20 protein-coding genes are annotated in these 19,856 nt (G+C 54.9%); 12 read left to right on the top strand and 8 right to left on the bottom strand.

The window, feature by feature from the left end; all coding sequences use genetic code 11:
* Nucleotides 1–7 precede the first annotated feature (7 nt).
* Entirely contained in the window at nucleotides 8–817 is an 810-nt protein-coding gene (locus tag AUQ43_RS07395; RefSeq protein WP_062955608.1) for an inositol monophosphatase, read from the bottom strand.
* A 231-nt stretch (nucleotides 818–1,048) separates the two neighbouring features.
* On the opposite strand from AUQ43_RS07395, the gene AUQ43_RS07390 reads away from it, so the two are divergent.
* On the top strand, nucleotides 1,049–1,924 hold the full coding sequence (locus AUQ43_RS07390; protein WP_062955607.1) for a branched-chain amino acid aminotransferase: 876 nt from the start codon (nucleotides 1,049–1,051) through the stop codon (nucleotides 1,922–1,924).
* 67 nt (nucleotides 1,925–1,991) lie between these two features.
* Here AUQ43_RS07390 and AUQ43_RS07385 read toward each other — a convergent pair whose 3' ends face one another.
* From AUQ43_RS07385 to AUQ43_RS07375, 3 genes are all read right to left on the bottom strand, one after another.
* Nucleotides 1,992–2,588 carry a DUF4136 domain-containing protein gene (locus AUQ43_RS07385; RefSeq protein ID WP_232310619.1) on the bottom strand — a complete coding sequence of 199 codons (597 nt, stop codon included), beginning with the start codon at nucleotides 2,586–2,588 and terminating at the stop codon, nucleotides 1,992–1,994.
* A gap of 152 nt (nucleotides 2,589–2,740) precedes the next feature.
* On the bottom strand, nucleotides 2,741–3,472 hold the full coding sequence (locus AUQ43_RS07380) for a hypothetical protein (RefSeq protein WP_062955606.1): 732 nt from the start codon (nucleotides 3,470–3,472) through the stop codon (nucleotides 2,741–2,743).
* Between the two features lie 66 nt (nucleotides 3,473–3,538).
* Entirely contained in the window at nucleotides 3,539–4,129 is a 591-nt protein-coding gene (locus AUQ43_RS07375; protein WP_181838564.1) for a TetR/AcrR family transcriptional regulator, read from the bottom strand.
* A gap of 215 nt (nucleotides 4,130–4,344) precedes the next feature.
* Here AUQ43_RS07375 and AUQ43_RS07370 point away from each other — a divergent pair, with 215 nt between their 5' ends.
* On the top strand, nucleotides 4,345–5,400 hold the full coding sequence (locus AUQ43_RS07370; protein ID WP_062955604.1) for a hypothetical protein: 1,056 nt from the start codon (nucleotides 4,345–4,347) through the stop codon (nucleotides 5,398–5,400).
* A gap of 47 nt (nucleotides 5,401–5,447) precedes the next feature.
* Here the strand turns inward: AUQ43_RS07370 and AUQ43_RS07365 are convergent, their stop codons facing one another.
* A complete protein-coding gene (locus tag AUQ43_RS07365; RefSeq protein ID WP_062955721.1) occupies nucleotides 5,448–6,404 on the bottom strand; it encodes a proline dehydrogenase family protein in 957 nt (318 codons plus the stop codon).
* A 136-nt stretch (nucleotides 6,405–6,540) separates the two neighbouring features.
* Nucleotides 6,541–8,133, bottom strand: a complete 1,593-nt coding sequence (locus AUQ43_RS07360) for a lysine--tRNA ligase (protein ID WP_062955603.1) — start codon at nucleotides 8,131–8,133, stop codon at nucleotides 6,541–6,543.
* A gap of 425 nt (nucleotides 8,134–8,558) precedes the next feature.
* Between AUQ43_RS07360 and AUQ43_RS07355 the strand changes: the two genes are divergently transcribed.
* From AUQ43_RS07355 to AUQ43_RS07335, 5 genes are all read left to right on the top strand, one after another.
* Entirely contained in the window at nucleotides 8,559–9,617 is a 1,059-nt protein-coding gene (locus tag AUQ43_RS07355; RefSeq protein ID WP_062955602.1) for a sensor histidine kinase, read from the top strand.
* Between the two features lie 5 nt (nucleotides 9,618–9,622).
* Nucleotides 9,623–12,061 carry an EAL domain-containing protein gene (locus AUQ43_RS07350; RefSeq protein ID WP_062955601.1) on the top strand — a complete coding sequence of 813 codons (2,439 nt, stop codon included), beginning with the start codon at nucleotides 9,623–9,625 and terminating at the stop codon, nucleotides 12,059–12,061.
* 164 nt (nucleotides 12,062–12,225) lie between these two features.
* On the top strand, nucleotides 12,226–14,301 hold the full coding sequence (locus tag AUQ43_RS07345) for a methyl-accepting chemotaxis protein (RefSeq protein WP_062955600.1): 2,076 nt from the start codon (nucleotides 12,226–12,228) through the stop codon (nucleotides 14,299–14,301).
* A gap of 141 nt (nucleotides 14,302–14,442) precedes the next feature.
* Nucleotides 14,443–14,850: an MAPEG family protein gene (locus AUQ43_RS07340; protein WP_062955720.1), complete on the top strand. Its 408-nt coding sequence runs from the start codon at nucleotides 14,443–14,445 to the stop codon at nucleotides 14,848–14,850.
* Nucleotides 14,847–15,284 (top strand): DUF1801 domain-containing protein, encoded by a 438-nt coding sequence (locus AUQ43_RS07335; protein ID WP_062955599.1) that lies wholly within the window; start codon nucleotides 14,847–14,849, stop codon nucleotides 15,282–15,284. Before AUQ43_RS07340 ends, AUQ43_RS07335 begins: the two co-directional genes overlap by 4 nt.
* On the opposite strand, the gene AUQ43_RS07330 is transcribed toward AUQ43_RS07335, so the two are convergent.
* Nucleotides 15,277–15,729: a MarR family winged helix-turn-helix transcriptional regulator gene (locus AUQ43_RS07330; protein WP_062955598.1), complete on the bottom strand. Its 453-nt coding sequence runs from the start codon at nucleotides 15,727–15,729 to the stop codon at nucleotides 15,277–15,279. The two genes, AUQ43_RS07335 and AUQ43_RS07330, sit on opposite strands and share 8 nt — an antisense overlap.
* Nucleotides 15,730–16,101: 372 nt before the next feature.
* Between AUQ43_RS07330 and AUQ43_RS07325 the strand changes: the two genes are divergently transcribed.
* The 5 genes from AUQ43_RS07325 to AUQ43_RS07305 all read left to right on the top strand — a co-directional run bounded on the left by AUQ43_RS07325 (nucleotide 16,102) and on the right by AUQ43_RS07305 (nucleotide 18,823).
* Nucleotides 16,102–16,527 carry an organic hydroperoxide resistance protein gene (locus AUQ43_RS07325; RefSeq protein WP_062955597.1) on the top strand — a complete coding sequence of 142 codons (426 nt, stop codon included), beginning with the start codon at nucleotides 16,102–16,104 and terminating at the stop codon, nucleotides 16,525–16,527.
* A gap of 183 nt (nucleotides 16,528–16,710) precedes the next feature.
* Nucleotides 16,711–17,007: a putative quinol monooxygenase gene (locus AUQ43_RS07320; RefSeq protein ID WP_062955596.1), complete on the top strand. Its 297-nt coding sequence runs from the start codon at nucleotides 16,711–16,713 to the stop codon at nucleotides 17,005–17,007.
* 30 nt (nucleotides 17,008–17,037) lie between these two features.
* Complete coding sequence (locus tag AUQ43_RS07315) at nucleotides 17,038–17,475, top strand: YqaA family protein (protein WP_062955595.1); 438 nt, start codon at nucleotides 17,038–17,040, stop codon at nucleotides 17,473–17,475.
* A 177-nt stretch (nucleotides 17,476–17,652) separates the two neighbouring features.
* On the top strand, nucleotides 17,653–18,021 hold the full coding sequence (locus AUQ43_RS07310; RefSeq protein ID WP_062955594.1) for a hypothetical protein: 369 nt from the start codon (nucleotides 17,653–17,655) through the stop codon (nucleotides 18,019–18,021).
* 193 nt (nucleotides 18,022–18,214) lie between these two features.
* Nucleotides 18,215–18,823 (top strand): LysE family translocator, encoded by a 609-nt coding sequence (locus AUQ43_RS07305; RefSeq protein ID WP_062955593.1) that lies wholly within the window; start codon nucleotides 18,215–18,217, stop codon nucleotides 18,821–18,823.
* A gap of 81 nt (nucleotides 18,824–18,904) precedes the next feature.
* Here the strand turns inward: AUQ43_RS07305 and AUQ43_RS07300 are convergent, their stop codons facing one another.
* The gene (locus tag AUQ43_RS07300) at nucleotides 18,905–19,780 is read right to left on the bottom strand and encodes an AraC family transcriptional regulator (protein ID WP_232310618.1); all 876 of its coding nucleotides are present in this window, start codon (nucleotides 19,778–19,780) and stop codon (nucleotides 18,905–18,907) included.
* Nucleotides 19,781–19,856 lie beyond the last annotated feature (76 nt).

Here is a 19,856-nt window from a genome sequence, read left to right as displayed (position 1 = left end):
GATGCCCCTAGCCCGTGATACCTGTCATGGATCGAAGCTCCTCGGCGACATTGGGACCGGCTGTCAGGATCGGGGCCCCGTTTTCAAGTGCATCGGGCGCACCAAGATAATCATTGGTCCAACCGCCTGCTTCCTGCATCAAAAGGATACCGGCAAGGCAGTCCCAAGGGTTGATGTGCGGCTCGTAATACCCGATCAACCGACCGGCAGCGGCATAGGCCAGCATCAGCGCCCCAGACCCGTTACGGATAAAGATGCCCTCACGATCCAGAAGGTCCTGGATGAAGGGTGTAATGGCATCACTTTTGGTTCGGTGCGACATGCCAAGCCCCATCAAACCGTCACCGACGGTTTTGGCCTCGCTCGCCTTGATCGGTTCGCCGTTGGCAAAGGCCCCTTCTCCACGCTTGGCACTGAACAGTTCATTGCCGCATGGCTGATAAATCAGCGCGAGCTGGATCTCCCCTTTGACAACAAGGGCAATGGAAATGCACCAGCTTGGCATCTGATTGACAAAGCATGCCGTGCCATCAATCGGATCAATCACCCACAGGCAGTCATTGTCGCCCTTCTCGATACCCATTTCCTCGCCAAGGAAGCCGTCCTCGGGGAAGGTATCGGCAATCTGGTCGCGAATGATCGCTTCGACATTTTTATCGGCGATGCTGACCATATCAAGCGGATTGGCCTTGGCCTCGATCTCAAGGTCACCAGCCGCGCCATCGAAATAGGCCATGGCACGCTTTCCGGCATGGCGGATCACATCACGGGCATGTTCAAACCGTGCGTCGAGATCAAGTTTGATGTCATCACCCATTATGTATTCCTTTCAAAGCGCCGGTCGGCATCACACCATCGCGGCAGAAAACGTCTCGAAATCAATCGTCTATGGGAAAACCTATCGCATAACTGCTGACAAGGTTCCATGACATTTCAATGGCAGCGGGGCATGTGATGTTTTCTTTGACCATCCTTGGACAAAAACCCTATGCTATGCGCCGTTTTCTTCGCCGCCCCACAGGCGCCCAACACAATCAGGAGCATAAATATGGGTCACGCCGCCGCTGATAGCACCGTCACCACCTGGACCTGGCATCAGGGTCAATGGCACGAAGGTAACCCCAATATCATGGGTCCGCAAACCCATGGTGTATGGATGGCCTCGACCGTGTTTGACGGCGCGCGCCGCATGAACGGCAAAATGCCCGATCTTTATCCGCATTGCGCCCGTGTGCTTCGCTCGGCCGAACTGATGGGCATGAAACCTGCCATCACGGTCGATGAAATCGTCGCGCTGGTCAAGGAAGGCGTTCAGAAGTTCGATCCGGAACTCGCCCTTTATATCAAACCGATTGTATTTGGTGGCGAAGGTTTCATCGCGCCAACACCTGAAAGCGCGCAATTCGTGCTGTGCATTTCCGTCACCGAAATGCCCGAAGCCGTCCAGACCGGCTTTAGCGCGCGCAAATCAAGCTTCCGCCGCCCGTCACCGGAATCCGCGCCGACCGAGGCAAAGGCATCCTGCCTTTATCCCAATGTCGGCCGTGCTGTGACCGAGGCAACCGCATCGGGCTTTGACACCGGCGTGATGCTTGATCCGATTGGCAATGTGGCCGAGTTTTCCTATGCCAACCTGTTCTTTGCCAAGGATGGCACGGTTTATACCCCGGCAATCAACGGCACCTTCCTTAATGGCCTGACCCGCCAGCGCGTGATCAAGCTTCTGCGTGAAGATGGCGTTGATGTCGTGGAAAAGACCTGCAAGTACGAAGAACTCGAAGCAGCCGACGAAATCTTTGGCACCGGCAACTATTACAAGGTTGCTCCGTGCGTCAAACTCGACGAGCGCAACCTGCAGCCCGGCCCGATCACGCGCCGCGCCCAGGACCTTTACATGGCCTTTGTTGCGGCCAGCGAAGATTAATTTCTGCCAGACAGACACAAAAACGGGCCGGAATTCCGGCCCGTTTTTTTATGCTGGTAGCGATGACTTACTGTGATACCGGCTGTGGCACGGAGCTGCCCGCGACATAGGGATATTTGGCAAAGATTGATGCCACCGCCGCGCGCACCGTCTCGTTTGGCGCTTCGCGTACGGCACTGGTGACGCGTGAAACAGCCGTTCCTTCCCAGACCATTTGCTCGGTCTGGCGATTGACCAGATCAATGGTCAGCGTGCCTTCGGTGTAGCTATCGACATAGCCCGGCTCGACATAGCCCGGCCAACCAACATACATCCCGGACCGATAGCCATAATACCCACCGACATAGACCGGGGGTGATGATCGCGTCTTTTCCTGTGTTTTCAGATGAAAGTTGATCAACAGGTCGGGGGTATGGATATCAAGCTGATATCCGCGCGAAACCATCGCCAGATTGATTGCATCCTCAATCCGCTGTCCCGACAGGGTCTGGTACCTCGCCTCCGCATCCTTGCCGGCACCTTCGACAAAGGCGAATGTTCTGAACTGCCCGAAATCGGTCGCCGGGTCGGCATCGGTATAAACGCGCGGCCCGCTGGCACAGGCCGACAATGCCATTGCCATCGCCCCGACCAGTGCAAGTTTTACTGTTTTCAGCCCGATCATTGCCCGTGTCCTTTATTGCTTTGCGCGGCCTGCTGGGCCACGTCTCTGATGAACGCGTGTTTCATTCAGTATGACGTCTGAAGGGTACAATTTCATCATCAGAAAATGGACTGATCATGGCAAAACAACCAAAGGGTGCAGATATTTGGTCCTCAGCCACGATCCAGCGGGTTACTGGCAAGCGCCTTGGCAAAGCCGACGCCGACCAGCCCGGCAATATGACACCGGGGTTTGCGATCTGCCTGGTCGGCCACCAACTTTCCGAAATCACGGACAAAGCCCGTGCGCGGATAATCGCGCAGGATTTGCGCCCGGACATCGGTGTGAATGTTCATCACCTGCATACCGACCACATCGACCCCGGCGCCGAGATGCAGCAACAGGCCTTCGGGGTCACGCGGGCCGGAATGGCACACAGCCGAATGCAGCGCCATCGCTTCGTGAATGAATTCGGCCTTTTCCCGGTCATAGCCCTGTTCGCCAAGCCAGTTATGGGCACAGCGGGCGGCTTCGACCTCGAACGATCCCGGTCCGTCACACGATGGCGATGCCAGTGAAATATCATGCAGGATGCTTGCGATATAAAGCATCTCGCGATCAAAGCGGACATTGTGGTATTCCCCCAACGCGACCCCAAAGGCAAAACTGCGCAAGCCGTGATACTGCACGAAGTCAGGCTGCAGGGAGGCCGCCCACGCGGTTGCCTTTTGCGCCATTTCGCTATCGGGAACGCCAAGATGGTCAAGCACCGCACGGTCCGGTCGGCCAAACCCGATGGACTGGCGCAGGGCATAGAACTTGTCGCGGATGCCAAGTCGGGCAAAATTGAAAATCAGGGCAGCCTTGGGATCGCGCCCAAGTTCGGTGGTTAGCGCGCGGGACATGTCAGGCACTTTCTTTCTGGTGGGACTTCTTGTGGGGCGGGTAAGGCCGGGAACGTCTGTTAGAAATCAGGTCCCGGCAATCAACGCATCGGCCGTTTGGCGCAGGTCGGCAATCTCGTCATCAAGAATGGCGCGATCATTCATGGAATGGGCCAGAACAATCGCACCTTGCCAACGCAGGACGATCCGCCGTCCTTCAATTGACGCACGGTCTGCCGCCAGCCCGCCTTCGCGAAGCTGATCTGTCACCCACCCAATCAGCGCATCAAACACGCCTTGCCCGATTTTCCGCGCCGGATCAAAATCCGCATCGCCGGGCATATCGAGCATCAGACGCGCAAGCGGGCAACCATGGCTGACACGCCGCGGCGTCATCGCATCAAGATAATCAAAAAAGACTGACAGCCGATCACCGACAGCGCCCTTTGACTTGATGCTGTCCAGAAGCGGAATGAATTCGCCTTGCATGGTTTCAAGAGCCGCCTGGGCAAGGTCGTGCTTTTTGGGAAAGCGATAAAACACCCCGCCTGCGGGCAACCCGGCCTCGTTCGCAACCGATTGAATGGTGGCCCCATGATAGCCATCACGCCAGATCACATTCATCGCCGCACGGGCAAGCTTTTGGCGTTTTTCTTCGGGTTTGAGCTTTTCGGCCATTGCCATCACCATCAATTAAGTAAGTTAACTCACTTAATACTGATTCCCATTATGCTGTCAATTGCCTTTTCACGGTCTTATTTTCCATCTAGGCATCTCGCGGCGTTTGAATAGCTGCGTGTGCCGTGTCAAACTTCGCAGGTAATTTGCAGGTAAACAGACGCGCAGACGAACATGCGCCACCAACCAGAACACCCCACAGATCCGGAGCCACCGTGAAAGACAACCGATTCACCCTTGCTGACATCCGAAATGCGGTATCGGCCGGCGTGCTGAGCGAAGAAGCCTTTGACAGGCTTGAAGGCTTTCTTGGCGAACAATCGCTTGAAACCGCCGAAACGGAAAAGTTCACCCTGTTTCGCGGCATGAACGACATCTTCATTGCCCTTGGCATATGCGCACTGACCATCGGCTGGTTCGTTCTATGGGGCCTGCTTGCCAATGGTCCGGCCTTCTGGATTGCACCGCCAATTGCCATGATCGCCTATGTCGCGCTGGCGGAATATATTGCCGGCAAGCTCAAGGCGTCCCTGCCCTCCATCGCGATTATGGCCGCCCTTGGCGCGACATTGATGATCTATGCGGTTGCGCTTTATATGTCCTTTGCCGGACCGACCGGGCAGTTATCCGATCTTGATACGGTCATTGATTTCGGACAGCGGTCGATGAATGTACTGGTGTTTGTCGCGGTCATCGGCTTTGCCTTCCAGCTGGGCTTCTTCCTGCGGTATCGCCTGCCGGTATCCTTTGCGCTGATTGCCGCAGGCCTCGTCGGGGTCTTCTGGTCGGCGTTGATGGCAACCTTTGGCCCGGCGGCAGAACCCTATATCCCCTATCTGATCACGGCCACGGGCATCATATTGCTCGCCCTTGCGATCTTTATCGACAGCCGCGATCCCAAGCGGATCAATGGTTGGGCGGAATGTGCGTTCTGGCTGTATGTCTTTGGCGCACCACTGACCATCCATTCGATTGCCGCCACGTTCGAGGCCGCCGCCCTTGCGATGATCCCGGTGATCATCATTGCCATGGTGCTGTCGCTGATCCTGGATCGCCGATCGCCAATCATCAGCGGCCTGATCTATGTTGGCTACCTGCTGCAATCGGGTTTCGAGGGCGCGGAAATCGACCCGTCGATGACCATTGTTCTGGTCTGCTTCATTGTTGGTGGACTTGTCATGGCATTCGGCGTGGGGTGGCAACGCGCGCGACACATCCTGCTTGCACCGTTTGAACATCATCCGCTGCGGCGTTACCTGCCGCCAAGCTGATCTGAAACAACAAGGCCAGCAATTTATGCTGGCCTTTTTCATTCATCCTAGCGATGCAGCCCCGATTTCAGCAAAAGCGACAGGTTGCGCGGGTTCTCTCCCACCCGGCGCCAGGCATATGCCCACCAGTCCTTGCCAAACGGCGCATAAAGCCGCAGTCGATATCCCGCCGCAACCAGTTCACGTTGCAGCGGCTGATTAACGCCATAAAGCATCTCGAACTCGAACTGATCCCGCGCCCAGCCGTTGTGATCGGCAAGCTTCGCGATCTTGAGCACCAGTTCGCGATGGTGACTGCCAAAGACCGGGAGAAATCCGTTTTGCTTTGCCGTGTCCGATAACATCATCCCGGCGAGTGCAAGGTAATTGCCATCAATCTCGGCCCGTTCGGTAAAGGCCACACTTGCTGGCGGGGCCATCGCCCCCTTGACCAGTCGCACCATCGCCCCGCGTGCGATCATGTCCTTCATGTCCTGTTGCGTGCGGTGCAGGCGGGCTTGCAGGGTTTGGGCCACGGGAATACCGGTATCCTGCAAACGATGATGCAGCGCCAGCGTATCATCGACCATGTCGAAATCTTCCATATCGATCATAAGCCGGACGGTCTGCCCATCATCTGCCTGTGCTGCGATGTCGCGGATCTGGCTGGCAATTTCGTCAACATACTGGGTCAGGATCGCCGCACCCTGCATATAGCCAAGCTGCGACGGATCAATGGAAACATGCACATCAAGCCCCGCTTGATGCAGGCTTGGCATGACCGCGCGCAACTGATCAACGGTTTCGCGAACCTGGGTGATGTCCGTGACATATTCGCCAAGATAAAAACTGGAAACCCGAATGCCGCTGGCCTTAAGCGCGCTTGCCCGTGCAACATGCCCCTTGCCGTCCCCGGCGCTGACAAACTGTGCCGCCAATCCTGTCTTGCGACCAACCGCCTCGCCCACGGCACGAAGCGGTTTGGAACACGCAACCGCAATCATCGATTTTTGCCAAAAGCCCATATCATTCAATTCCCTGCTGGTGACGCAAAGCCCCGCCATATCCGATCCGGTCGACAGATTATTGAATGATATGACCCAAAACGCAAAACGGCCCGCCAAGGGCGAGCCGTTTGCAAATTCATCTGATCGCGCAGCCTTAGGCAGAAAGGTCTTCACCCGCCAGTGCACGGTCGATCAGCGCAACGCTTTCATCAAGACCGTAAAGGGCGATGAAGGAACCCATGCGCGGACCCTGTTCCTGACCAAGAAGCACTTCGTAAAGCGCCTTGAACCAGTCGCGCAGGTTTTCGTAATTGTGGTTTTTACCCACGGTGAAAACTTCGGTCTGGATGTCGGACGGATCGGTGCCCGGTGCGACTTTGGACAGGGCATCGCGCAAGTCTTTAAGGGCGGCCTGCTCTGCCTCGGTCGGGGCGCGGTATCTTTTCGTCGGTTTGACGAAGTCATTGTAATAGTTGATCGCATAGCCGACCAGCTTATCGAGATACGGCGAGCTTTCCGGGGTTGCACCGGTGACATAACGTGAAATGAACTTCCACAGCAGATCACGGTCATCGGTATTACAGACCGAAACCAGGTTCAGAAGAATGCCGAACGACAGCGGAATGTCGCGATCCGGCGCAGTTCCGGCATGAATATGCCAGGCCGGGTTCTGCAGGATCTTGGTCGGATCGGTTTCGGTTTTAAGTTTTTCGGCAAAGGTCAGATATTCATCCACGGTTTTCGGGATGACATCAAAATACAGGCGCTTTGCGGTTTTCGGCTTCTGGAACATGAACAGCGACAGGCTGTCTTCCGGCGCATATTTCAGCCAGTCTTCCATCGAAAGACCATTGCCCTTGGATTTGGAAATCTTCTGGGCGTTTTCATCGAGGAACAGCTCGTAATTGAAACCTTCCGGCGGGGTGCCGCCAAGTGCCTTGACGATCTTGTTGCCAAGCTCGACCGACGGAATAAGGTCCTTGCCTGCCATTTCATAATCAACGCCGAGCGCATACCAGCGCATCGCCCAGTCCGGCTTCCACTGCAGTTTGCAATTGCCGCCCGTCACCAGCGTTTCAACGAGATCACCGGTTTCCGGGTGTTCGTAAACAATGCTGCCGCTCTCAGGCTTAAGCTCGGTCACCTTGGCCATCAGGACCTTGTTGGTGCCCGGCTCGACCGGCATGAACGGGCTATAGGTCGCGCGGCGTTCTTCACCAAGGGTCGGCAGCATGATTTTCTGGATCGCATCATAACGTTCCAGAAGACGCAGCAGGGCCTCGTCAAACATGCCCGACTTGTAGCAGTCGGTCGAAGACTTGAACTCGTACTCGAAGCCGAAACCGTCAAGGAATTCGCGCAGCTTGGCATTGTTGTGATGCGCAAAGCTTTCATGGGTTCCAAACGGATCAGGAACGCTGGTCAGCGCCTTGCCAAGATGTTCGGCAACCATGTCCTTGTTCGGGATATTGTCCGGGACCTTGCGCAGCCCGTCCATATCATCGGAGAAGCAGAACAGCTTGGTCGGGATATCACACATGGTTTCGAACGCACGACGGACATAAGTCGTGCGCGCAACTTCGCCAAAGGTGCCGATATGGGGCAGACCCGACGGACCATAACCGGTTTCAAAAAGGACATAGCCCTTTTCAGGCGCCTTCTGTTTGTACCGCTTGACCAGCTTGCTGGCTTCCTGAAAAGCCCAGACGTTGCTGTTAAGTGCGGCATCTCGAAGATCGGCTGTCATTTTTGAAACCTTGTTTGTCAGTTGGATCGTTTAATTCTCGGGGAATATGCTTTGGGTCAAGACCCTGACGCGCAACCATCCTGATCGCATGTTTGCGCGAAGCTATACCTCACTTTGGGTCAAGATCAAGCACCTGTTGTGCATGGCTGCCACATAATCGCGGAATTCGCGCCCCGATCACCCGCAATTTGCGCCAAAATACGATTTGGATATCCGCACCCTGACTACACCTAAGTGTAGTTGAATTCCATCTGCCGGATGCAAATATCGCAACTTGGGCTAACGCGCTTAAGTAGATATAATGTTTGTGTTTAAAAACATGTAATTGAAATGATTTGTATTATTAGTCCAATTTAAATCCGATGATCAGTTAAAAACGCGATCAGGCCCGATTGACAAAGCGAACACGAAGTTGGAGTGCGTTGATGTCGTTTGGAGAGACCGGTGTACAGATCACCGAAGAAGACTTTCCGTCGGGAAGCCAGGATCAAAGGTTTGAACGCGTGGTCGAATACGCGCCAAACGCCATGATCCTGATCGGGGCTGACGGCACCATGGAAATGGTCAATGCCCAAACCGAAATCATTTTCGGTTATTCCCGAACTGAATTGCTTGGTCAACCGATCGAGATGCTCGTGCCCGAACGTTTTCGTGCCGGTCATCCCCGTTTGCGCGGCTCCTATACGAACAATCCGAACCCGCGCCCGATGGGGGCCGGACGCGACCTTTACGCGTTGCGCAAGGACGGAAGCGAGTTTCCTGTCGAAATTGGTCTCAACCCGATTACCGATGGCAAAAACCAGCAGATCCTGGCCGCGATTTCCGACATTTCCGAACGCAAGCACCGCGAAGAACAGATTGCCCGATCACTTCGCGAAAAGGAAACCCTGCTTTCCGAGGTCCATCACCGGGTAAAGAACAACCTGCAGATCATCCACAGTCTTCTGGACATGCAGACCACCTCGGTCATCGATATTCAGGCCCGTGAAGCCTTGATCGACAGTTGCAACCGGGTGCGCTCCATGGCGCAAATTCACCAGTCGCTCTATCAAAGCGAAGACATTGCCAAAGTGAACTTTGCTGATTTCTGTGAAAGCCTGATCTCGTCGCTTCTGGCGTCATTCAACGTCGATATCGCACGTGTGCGGGTAAACAGCGATTTGTCCGATGTCGAGCTTGCGATTGAACAGGCCGTACCGAGCGGCCTGATTGCAAACGAACTGATCACCAATGCACTCAAACACGCTTTTCCGGATGGCCGATCAGGGCAGATTGATGTCTCGGCCAGCAAGAACAAGCAAGACGTTGTCACCCTTCGGGTCTCGGACAATGGTTGCGGCATGCCAAAGGGTTTCAAACCCGGTCAAAGTGATGGCCTTGGCCTTCAGTTAATCCATCTGCTTGTGGATCAGATTGGCGGCACCCTTGATGTGGTTACCGAAGGCGAGACAACATTCGTCATTACATTCGCGATGGAGGACTGATCAGGATGGAACATCCGGTCCACGTCATGATTGTCGAGGATGAACGCATTATCGCGCTGCATCTGCGCAAACAGCTTGAGAAGCTTGGCTATCAACGCACAAGCGCACATACGCGGGGCAATGACGCGCTCGAAGCCATCAAACTTGATCCACCCGACATTATTTTGATGGATATCCGCATTGATGGCGATATTGACGGGATCGAGACCGCAGCAGGCATCCCGCCAAACCTGATGATTCCGGTGATTTATGTTTCGGCACATTCCGAAGACGCGACATTGGCGCGTGCCCAGAAAACCCGCCCCTATGGATTTTTGATCAAGCCGTTTTCCGATCGTGAATTGCATGCCACCATCCAGATGGCGCTGGAACGCCGTACCGCCGAAGTCGCACTGTCAGAAACCCGACAGCGCCTGTCACTTGCCATGAACGCCGCCCAGATGAGCTGCTGGGAAATTGATGTCGGCACCCGTCAAATGCACAGTACGGGCCTTGGCAAATTTGATCCGCTTCAGGAAGCAGAAACTGTCACAGAAAGCTGGGACACGTTTCTGGAACGCGTTTCATCCGAAGACCGCGACATGGTGCGCAAGGCGTTTGCCTATGCGGTTGACCATGGCGAATTTTACGATGTCGTCTTTCGCAGTCTGGATGACGACCAGAACTATCGCTGGTTCCGTGCGCGCGGGAAATCATTTGGTGATGAGCGCAAAGGATCCCAGCGTATCGTCGGCATGATGCAAGACATCACTGATCAGCGCCTTACACAGGATAAACTGCGCGAAGCCATGACCGTGTTTGAAACGACACAGGATGGCATTCTGATCCTTGATCCCGACCTTAACGTTTCCAACGCCAACAGGGCCTACTACCGCATTACCGGCGAAACCGAAAAAAACACGCTGCACAAGCCGCCCTATTTCTTCTCGCCCAATGAACATCCTGCCGAGTTCTTTCAGGAACTGTTTGCCGGGAGCGGCACCCGCCGTCACTGGCGTCGTGATCTTGATACCCGCAATGCAAAGGGCAATCCGATATCGCTGGCACTACAGGTGATTGCCGTCGAGAACGAGGAAGACGAACTCACGCATTTCGTGATGATCGTTTCGGATCGGACTGCCATCCGCCAGGCCGAACAGGAATTGCATTATCTTGCCCAGTATGACGGACTGACCAGCCTGCCCAACCGCCTGCTTGCCACGGACCGGCTTAACCGTGCGATTGAACGCTCGGAACCAAATGGCACCATGGTGGCGTGCCTGTTTCTTGATATCGATGATTTCAAGACGATCAACGACACGCTGGGCCACGCGGCCGGTGACCAGGTTATCCTGATTGCAGCAACCCGGATCAAGGGCATAACCGAACGCACAGACACGATATCCCGTCTTGGTGGCGATGAATTCCTGATCATTCGCGAAAACATCCCCAACGAAACGGCGGCCTCCAATCTGGCGCAGAAAATCATTCAGGAACTGCAACGCCCATTTTACATCAGCGGCCATGAAATGAACATTTCGGCCAGTATCGGCATTTCCATGTATCCCGACCATGGTCGCTCGTCACATGACCTTATCCGACTTGCAGATACCGCGATGTATGCCGCCAAGGATCGCGGGCGCAGGACCCTGGCACTGTATGAACCGGAAATGACGGCGAATGCCACTCATTACATGACCCGGTCGCTTGAGCTGCGCCGTGGTCTGGACAATGATGAACTGGTGCTGCATTACCAGCCACAAATTGATGGCATCAGTGGTGACATGGTCGGCGTCGAGGCACTTCTGCGCTGGAACCATCCAGTTCACGGACTTGTCGGCCCCAGCGAAATCATTCCAATCGCCGAAAAAAGCGGTCTTATTATCGAAATTGGCAGTTGGGTGCTCCGCGAGGCCTGCAAACAGGCCCGTATCTGGCAGGATGAGTATGGCGAAAAAATCCAGATGGCGGTGAATGTATCTGCCCGCCAGCTTCAGCTTGCAGGCTTTGCCGATTCCATCGCCCATGAACTTGCCATATCCGGCCTGCCGGCCGAGCATCTTGAAATCGAAGTCACCGAAAGCATGATTCAGGATGAAGACAGCATGATTCAAACCCTGCATGATCTGCGTGAGGTGGGAGTCTCGCTGGCAATCGATGATTTCGGTACGGGCTATTCCTGCCTGCGTTCGATCAAAAGCCTGCCAATCAGCCGCATCAAGATCGACCGTGCCTTTGTCAATGGTCTCCCCGGCAACAGTGACGATGTCGCCTTGATCAACGCGATGCTGGCAATGGCCAATGCCCTTGGACTGAAAGTCACAGCCGAAGGGGTTGAAACCAAAAAGCAGTACGAGTTCCTGCGTGAAGTACCCGGCATCGAATTGCAGGGCTTCCTGTTTGGCAAACCGGTCGCGGCCAACGAAATTTTCGCGCCGACTATCCGAAAATCGAAGCCGTTTTAACGACGGCACTCCAACCCGGCAGATATCTTCCCATATAATGTATTCTACTTTAGAATAGCATGCGAAAGTGCCGTGCCTGTTTGCATCACCAAGCCACTGCGTTGGCTACAGTATTAATGCATTGCGATCTTTCACAGGAAAGCATCAGTCGGAAGGATAGCTGAATGAACTTTTCCTCCCTGTCACTGGGCGCGAAACTCACACTTGTGAGTGCAATGGCCATCGCGCTTTGCCTCATTGCAGGCATTTCACTTCAAACCATCCAGACAAACCAAACCACCGAGGAACTGACTGTCGGCGAGACACGCGCAGTGGCAAGCCATCATGCCCAGCAGGCAGGCAGCGTTCTGAATGGCGGGATGCTGGTCGCGAAAAACCTTGCGGGCACCTTCCGCGCAATTCGCGAAAAAGGCGGTGCAGATCGCAACGCATACAACGAAATCCTCAATCGCACGCTGGTCGACAACCCGACCCTTGCGGGGGCCTGGTCCGGGTTTGAACCCAATGCACTTGACGGCAAGGATGCCGATTACAAGGACGAAGGCGAACCTTTTGGCGACGGCACCGGGAAGTATGTCACCTATTACTATAATTTCGGTGACGGCATTACGCCCTATCACCTGACCGGGTTGGACAATCCCGAGGTCAACGAATATTACACCGCCCCGCGTGACACCAATAAACCCTATGTCACCGATGCCATCACCTATGACATTCAGGGCCGCGATGTGGTTCTGACCTCATTTGTTTATCCGGTGCAAGACGCCAGTGGTCAGTTCCTTGGCGTCCTGGGGGTTGATCTGGAACTCAATGCGCTTTCCGAACGCTTTGCCGAGCTGACCCCGTTTGGCACCGGGACGGTCAATCTTGTGTCGGCACAAGGCACCTGGGTGGCACACGAAGACCCTGAAATACGCGGAACGACGCTTGATCCAGAAAACAGTGTTCATGCCGCCATTCTTGACGCAATGGAAAATGGCACTTCTAGCCGCATGGACGGTGAGACCACCATGCACATGATTGTTCCGGTTGAAATCACCGGATACCCGAATCAGTGGGGTGTGGTTGTCAATGTTCCGCTTGCAACGGTCTATGCCCCGGCGGACAGTCTGCGCAACACGACCTTGATCGGCGGTCTCATCCTGCTTGCGATTGTGATCGCCGTGGTTCTCCTATCCACCAGAAGTCTTGTGTCGCGCCCGATGACCCGTGTGGCGGGTGTGATTGATCATCTTCAGAAAGGGCAGTTTGACGTCACCGTGCCTTATCTCAAACGCAATGACGAGATCGGGTCGATCGCCAAGGCGCTTGAAGCCTTTAAAGAAGCGTCGGCAGGCATGCAAAAGGCGGAACGAGAGAAGCTCGCAGCCGAACAGAAGGCCAGCGAGGAACGCAACCGCACACGCCTGCAAATGGCTGACGAGTTTGAAAAGTCTGTCGGGTCCATTGTTGTCAATGTATCTGACAGTGCAAGCAACATGGAAACGGTGTCGCGTCAGATGCGCCGTGCCGCAGATGAAAGCTCTGAACAGGCTGTTGTCGTTGCAGCGGCTGCTGATGAAGCCAGCGCCAATGTGCAGACAGTCGCCTCGGCAACCGAAGAACTGTCCGCCTCTATTCAGGAAATCAGTTCGCAGGTCGCAAAATCATCGGATATTTCAAACACCGCTGTTGATGAAGCCTCAAAAGCCAACGCCATGGTCACCGGCCTTGCCGAGGCTGCAGATCGCATTGGTGAAGTCGTCAGCCTGATCAATGACATTGCCGCCCAGACCAACCTTCTGGCACTGAATGCCACGATCGAGGCTGCCCGTGCGGGCGAAGCGGGCAAAGGCTTTGCGGTTGTGGCACAAGAAGTCAAAAACCTTGCCAATCAGACCGCCAAGGCGACCGAGGACATCGCCCAGCAGATCGGCTCGATCCAGTCCGAAACGCAAAACACGGTGGGCGCGATTGAACGGGTGACGGAAACCATTTCCAGCATCAACGAGATCGCCACCGCCATTGCCTCTGCGGTCGAGGAACAGGGGGCTGCGACCGCAGAAATTTCCGGCAATGTGCAACAGGCCGCCGCAGGTACGAACGAGGTATCATCCTCGATCGGGATTGTGCGCAACACATCGCAGGAAACCGGCGAAGCCGCATCCAACGTGCAAGCGGGCGCGACCGAGCTTGCCAATGAAGCCCGCAATCTTGATGAGCAGGTCAAAAACTTCCTGGACCGGTTGCGCAATATCTAGATATCGGCCAACCAGATCAAACCATCGTCAAAAGGACGGCACTGCAAACTGTGCCGTCCTTTTGTTTGATCCCGGCCGCATTCGATGGTTGAATTGCAAAAACAGATTGCGCTTTTTTCTAACAGTTCGGGGAAACTGTCGATGCTGCCACTTCCAGTAACAATCTGCATCACTGCCGTGTTTGTTCTGATGCTTACAGCACTGAGCCTGATGGTTTCTGTCCGGCGGTTTCAGCTTAACGTTCTAAGCGGTGACGGCGATGACACCACCTTGCGCCGGCGCATGCGTGCACACGGGAACTTCATTGAAAATGCCCCGCTTTGTGTGCTTCTCGTACTTTCAATTGAAGCCATCCTTGCCACCTCGACAGTTATTTGGGTGGTGGCGATCATCCTGATGGCATCGCGCATCCTGCATGTTCTGGGAACATTGACCCGGCGCAAACAGATCATTGCCCCGGCCATGATCATGCAGCACATCACACTGGCAATTTGTGGCGTGTGGCTATTGATGCAGACCTTCGGAAATCTGAGCGCGGGGAGCCTATGACGACAGCCGGTGAATTCGCCAATCCCGATATTGCGGCAAAATTCAACGCCTGCCCGGCTGCAGCCCGGCGGGCCTTGATGTCGATCCGTGGGTGGGTCTTTGAACTCGCAGGCGAAATCGACGGGGTCGGCCCCGTAACGGAAAGTCTGAAATGGGGGGAACCGGCCTGGCGACCCAAATCGGGATCGGGCATTACCATTCGGGCCGACTGGAAACCCGACACACCCGATCAGGTGATGATCTTTTTTGATTGCAAGACAGACCTGATTGACCGCACCCGTACCCTGCTGTCACCAGACCTCAAGACCGAAGGCAATCGCGCAATAATTCTGCCCCTTGATCAGCCCCTTCCCGAACACGCCATCAAAACAGCCCTTGGCTGGGCATTGACCTATCACCGGGATCGCAAGTCTGCGGCAGAGAAATCTAGCTAAGCCCGCCATCAAGCCGGTCACGCAATGCGCGCAAATCCCGGACCAGTCTTTTCGCGGTTTCAATATCCAAGCCGGTGGCCTCGAAAACGCAAAGCGGGACGTCTTCGGCCTGCTTGCGCAGTTCTTTGCCCTTATCGGTAAGACTGATGCGAACGGAGCGTTCATCTTTGGGGTCACGTTTGCGGCTAACCAGACCGTTCGCTTCCAACCGTTTAAGCAGCGGCGTCAACGTACTGGATTCCAGATACATCTTTTCACCGATGCTCCGCACCGACTGATTGTCATCCTGCCACAGCGCAACCATCACAAGATATTGCGGATAGGTCAGGCCCAATGCTTCCAGCATTGGTTTGTAAACACGGTTAAAGGCATGCCCCGCCGAATAGACCGAAAAGCACAGAAACTTGTCAATATCGAGCAAATCATCCTTGGGGGTATCGCTCATCAATCGCATCCTTACATTGGCGAAGGGTTTGGCCCCCGAACATCTGTAACACAGGTTCGGTCAAGCCCGGAACACGGCGGGCCTCCTGAACAGGACAGACCAAGAGCCAAGTTTATATCGTGCGCGATTAAATAACAAACGATTTTAATGCATGGCTGATGCACAAGAATTTATATCGTACACGATTAATTATTGTGCGATGTTTGTGCCGGATACAGTTCACATTGCGCCTGACGATGATCACAAAACTTTCACCCTCTTTCGTACAGGCGCACTTGCACCCGTGCCTTCCCGGCGACATATGAAGGTTTGATTTTCGACACAGCCGGGTTCTCACCAAGTCGAACCACCGTTCAAACAAAGGATGAAACCATGTCTGTTGATGTAAAATATACCGCAAGCGCCTCTGCCACCGGCGGCCGTGATGGTCGTGCGAAAACCGATGACGGCTCGCTTGATGTCAAACTGACCACGCCAAAGGAACTTGGCGGTGCCGGCGGTGAAGGCAACAACCCCGAACAGCTGTTTGCGATGGGTTACTCGGCCTGCTTTATTGGCGCGATGAAGGCTGCTGCTGGCCAGACCAAGATCAAGATGCCAAATGACGTCTCGGTTTCTGCCAAGGTCGGCATCGGACCGCGCGACGCAGGCGGCTTTGGCCTTGCAGTCGAACTCAAGGTATCCCTGCCGGGTCTCGATAAAGCCGACGCCGAAAAGCTTGTCGAAACGGCGCATACCATTTGCCCCTATTCCAACGCGACGCGCGGCAATGTTGATGTAACCACCACGATTGCCTAGAATTCCGTTCCCCCCTGCTGGTCAGCTCCCCCCAAACTGCTGACCGGCATTTTCAGGCCCGGTGTTACCCCGCACCGGGCCTTTTTCTGTTGTGTATCTGCTTGTGAAACAACTATTTGTCCTGCACTGTGTTTGGCAGCGATCCCGCCAGTCACAAACCCATGACAAATTCAGGAAACCACAATGTCCAAGCAGCTCACCGTTCTTGCCACCGCACGCGCCAAACCCGGCATGGAAGAAGAACTGGGCAAACGTCTGTTGGCATTGGTCGAACCTTCCCGCGCCGAAGAAGGCTGCATCAGCTATGACATGCACCAGTCAATAGATGATCCGGCGGTCTGGATGGCCTATGAAAACTGGCGCTCGGAAGAAGACCTCGCGCGGCATTTCGAGATGCCCTATCTCAAGGCCTTTGGCCAGAGCAAGGATGAAGTCCTTGCACAGCCGCTTGAAGTCCGCAAATTCAGCCTCAAATCGTAGCCGCTGATTTGATTTGAACGGCTTACAAACGTGCTTTTCGCTCTTTTCCTGTCCGCACTGACATCCGCCACCATCCTGCCCGGCACGTCCGAGGCAGCCCTGGCTGCGCTCATTGCATCGGGTGATCACAGCTTGTGGCTGCTGGTCCTGATCGCGACGGCGGGCAATGTTCTTGGTTCGCTCATCAACTGGTGGCTTGGCCTTTATGCCGAGCATTTCAAGCACAAGCGCTGGTTCCCCGTCTCACCCGAAGCACTGGATCGCGCTTCACACTGGTTTGGCAAATACGGGCTGTGGTCATTACTGCTTGCCTGGCTCCCGATCATTGGCGATCCGTTAACGCTGTTTGCCGGGGTCATGCGGGTGCGCCTTCTGCCCTTCATCATTTTGGTGACCATTGGCAAGATGGCGCGCTATGCCATGATTGCGGGCGGGGCAACAGGATTGTCGAGCATGTTTTCCGGTTGAAGCAGGAAATAATTCTTCGAACTGTCAAAAAATAAAATCGATCCCCTTTAGAAAATCGACCTTTGATTTAAATATTAAAAAATAAATCAATTGTAATATTACATCATCAATGTTTTCCTTTGATCTAACAGAGCCGCGAAAAATACTTTTCACGGCCTGATTAAAAGGAATTTTATTATGGCTATCAAAATCCCTGCATGGACAAAGCCCGGAATTTGGGGCGGCATTATCGGCGCCGCACTGATCACCATTGTCGGTTTCAGCACCGGCTCGGTGGTGTCTGGTGGCACTGCGCAGGAAATGGCCGATGCAAGCAGCAAGGAAGCAACGATCTCGGCAATGGCACCGGTATGTGTCGCCCAGTTCAAAATGCTTTCGCCCAACAATCAGACGGCGGAACTTACAGCCCTTAAGGCTGAAAGTTCTTACAAGCGCGATGATTTCGTGATCAAAAAAGGCTGGGCAACAATGCCGGGCAGCGAAGAACCCAACGACGATATTGCGCGGCGCTGTGCAACGCTTCTGATGGATCTGACAACCAGCTGATCTGAAACCGGTTCCGGCAACACACCGGAACGGTACATAAACAGCAATCACCGCAACCGGTCTGACATCCGGTTGCGTTTTTTTTGCCAAAATCCGGGATTTGTTCCTCGCAGATCAATTTTGTTCAATAAATGCGTCGCAAGACCCCGCATGCTGGCAACGAACAAAAAACGCCGATGCGAGGAACACCAGGATGTCCGCCTTTACCGCCACGCTTAGCCTTTATCTTTCCATGGCCGCCTTTGCGCTTGCGGCCTCCATTACACCGGGTCCGGTCAATATTCTGGTACTGAGCTCGGGCGTGCAATATGGCTTTCGCCCATCCCTTCGGCTTGTCTTTGGCGCTACGGCGGGTTTTTGCCTTTTGCTGCTGATGATCGGGCTGGGTCTGCATGAACTGCTCGAAACCTTCCCGCAACTGACCACGATCATTCAGTGGGCCGGGGTGGCGTTTTTGCTGTTCATGGCCTGGAAACTGGCAATGTCAGACGGTGAACTTGGCAGGGGTGATGCCCAATCCGGGCCCAAAGCCATCACCGGCGCGGTCATGCAATGGCTTAACCCAAAAGCCTGGCTGGCATCCATCGCCGGGATGGGCGCCTATGCCGCGTCCGGCGCGCCAACCCTGATCTGGGAATTCACCGCCATTTACTTTGTCGTCTGCTTTGCCTCGGTCGCATGCTGGGCCTATGCGGGCGCGTTCCTGTCACGCTTCCTGGGCGAACCATCGCGCGTTCAGATGTTCAACCGGGCGATGGCGGTGCTGCTGGCCGCGAGTGCAGCCTATTTGATCCTGGAATAATCCCCCGCACCCCGTTCCCCATAGTCGGGTTGTGGAAACTCCGGGCGGGTCACAGTCACCCGCCCGCTTTTTTTACCCAAATCACGCGGCCTGTGCGCGGGCATATTGCCGTGGGGTTGCCGCCATCAGGCGTTTAAAAATACGTTGGAAATGCGCCTGATCGGCAAAGCCGGTTTCAAGCGCGACATCGACGATCTTTTCACCCTGCCGCAGGGCATGGCGCGCCCGCTGCACCCGGCAATTGATCAGATAGGCATAAGGCGTCATGCCAAACGTCTTTTTGAATGCGCGCACCAGATGCGACCGGGAATAGCCGACCAGCCCGGCCAGCTCGTCAAGCCCGATATTCTCGGCATAATGCGCCCGGATATACTCGCCCACATCGGCCATTTTCCGGTCCTGCATCGCCCCACCAGCATTGGCAGCACGATCCAGCACACCGCGCCGATCCAGCTTCACATGCAGATCGCCAAAGAACGACACCATCGCCGTTTCCTTGCCAAGAATATCCACATCCGGATTGGAAAGCGTATCGGCCAGATCCAGCAAGCCGTCATAAAGATGCGGATCGTGGCTGAGCATATCGGAAAACATGGCAAACTTGCCGGCTGCGTCGGCATCGAGTTCAATCTGCAAATCCACAAGCCAGTCCGGATCAACAAACAGCATGTCATAAACCCAGTCCGCGCCCTTGACCGGGTTGCAGCCATGAACATCTTCGGGGTTGAGGATCACCACAGACCCTTCTTGGGTTTCATGGGTTTTGCCCCGGTTCCAGTACGTACTGTAACCGCCCTTCACCGTTCCGATGGAAAATGTATCGTGGCTGTGGCGCTCGTAACAAACCGAATGCCCGTCCACCACGCGCCGCAGTTCAACAAACGGCATGGCGTCATCGCGCCAGAAATGCTGATTGCGAGTATTGGGGGCTGCCATTGCGGTCCGTCTTCTTGTCATCGGGTGATTGCCTTACAAATTCCAAGATAGGTCAATTTCACCGGTAGCGCCACTGTCGCTGTCTGCTTATAGTGCC

It is taken from the genome of Thalassospira sp. MCCC 1A01148, from assembly GCF_001613795.1.
In the GTDB taxonomy this organism is placed as follows: Bacteria; Pseudomonadota; Alphaproteobacteria; order Rhodospirillales; family Thalassospiraceae; genus Thalassospira.
This window is presented reverse-complemented; position numbering and strand designations above follow the sequence as displayed.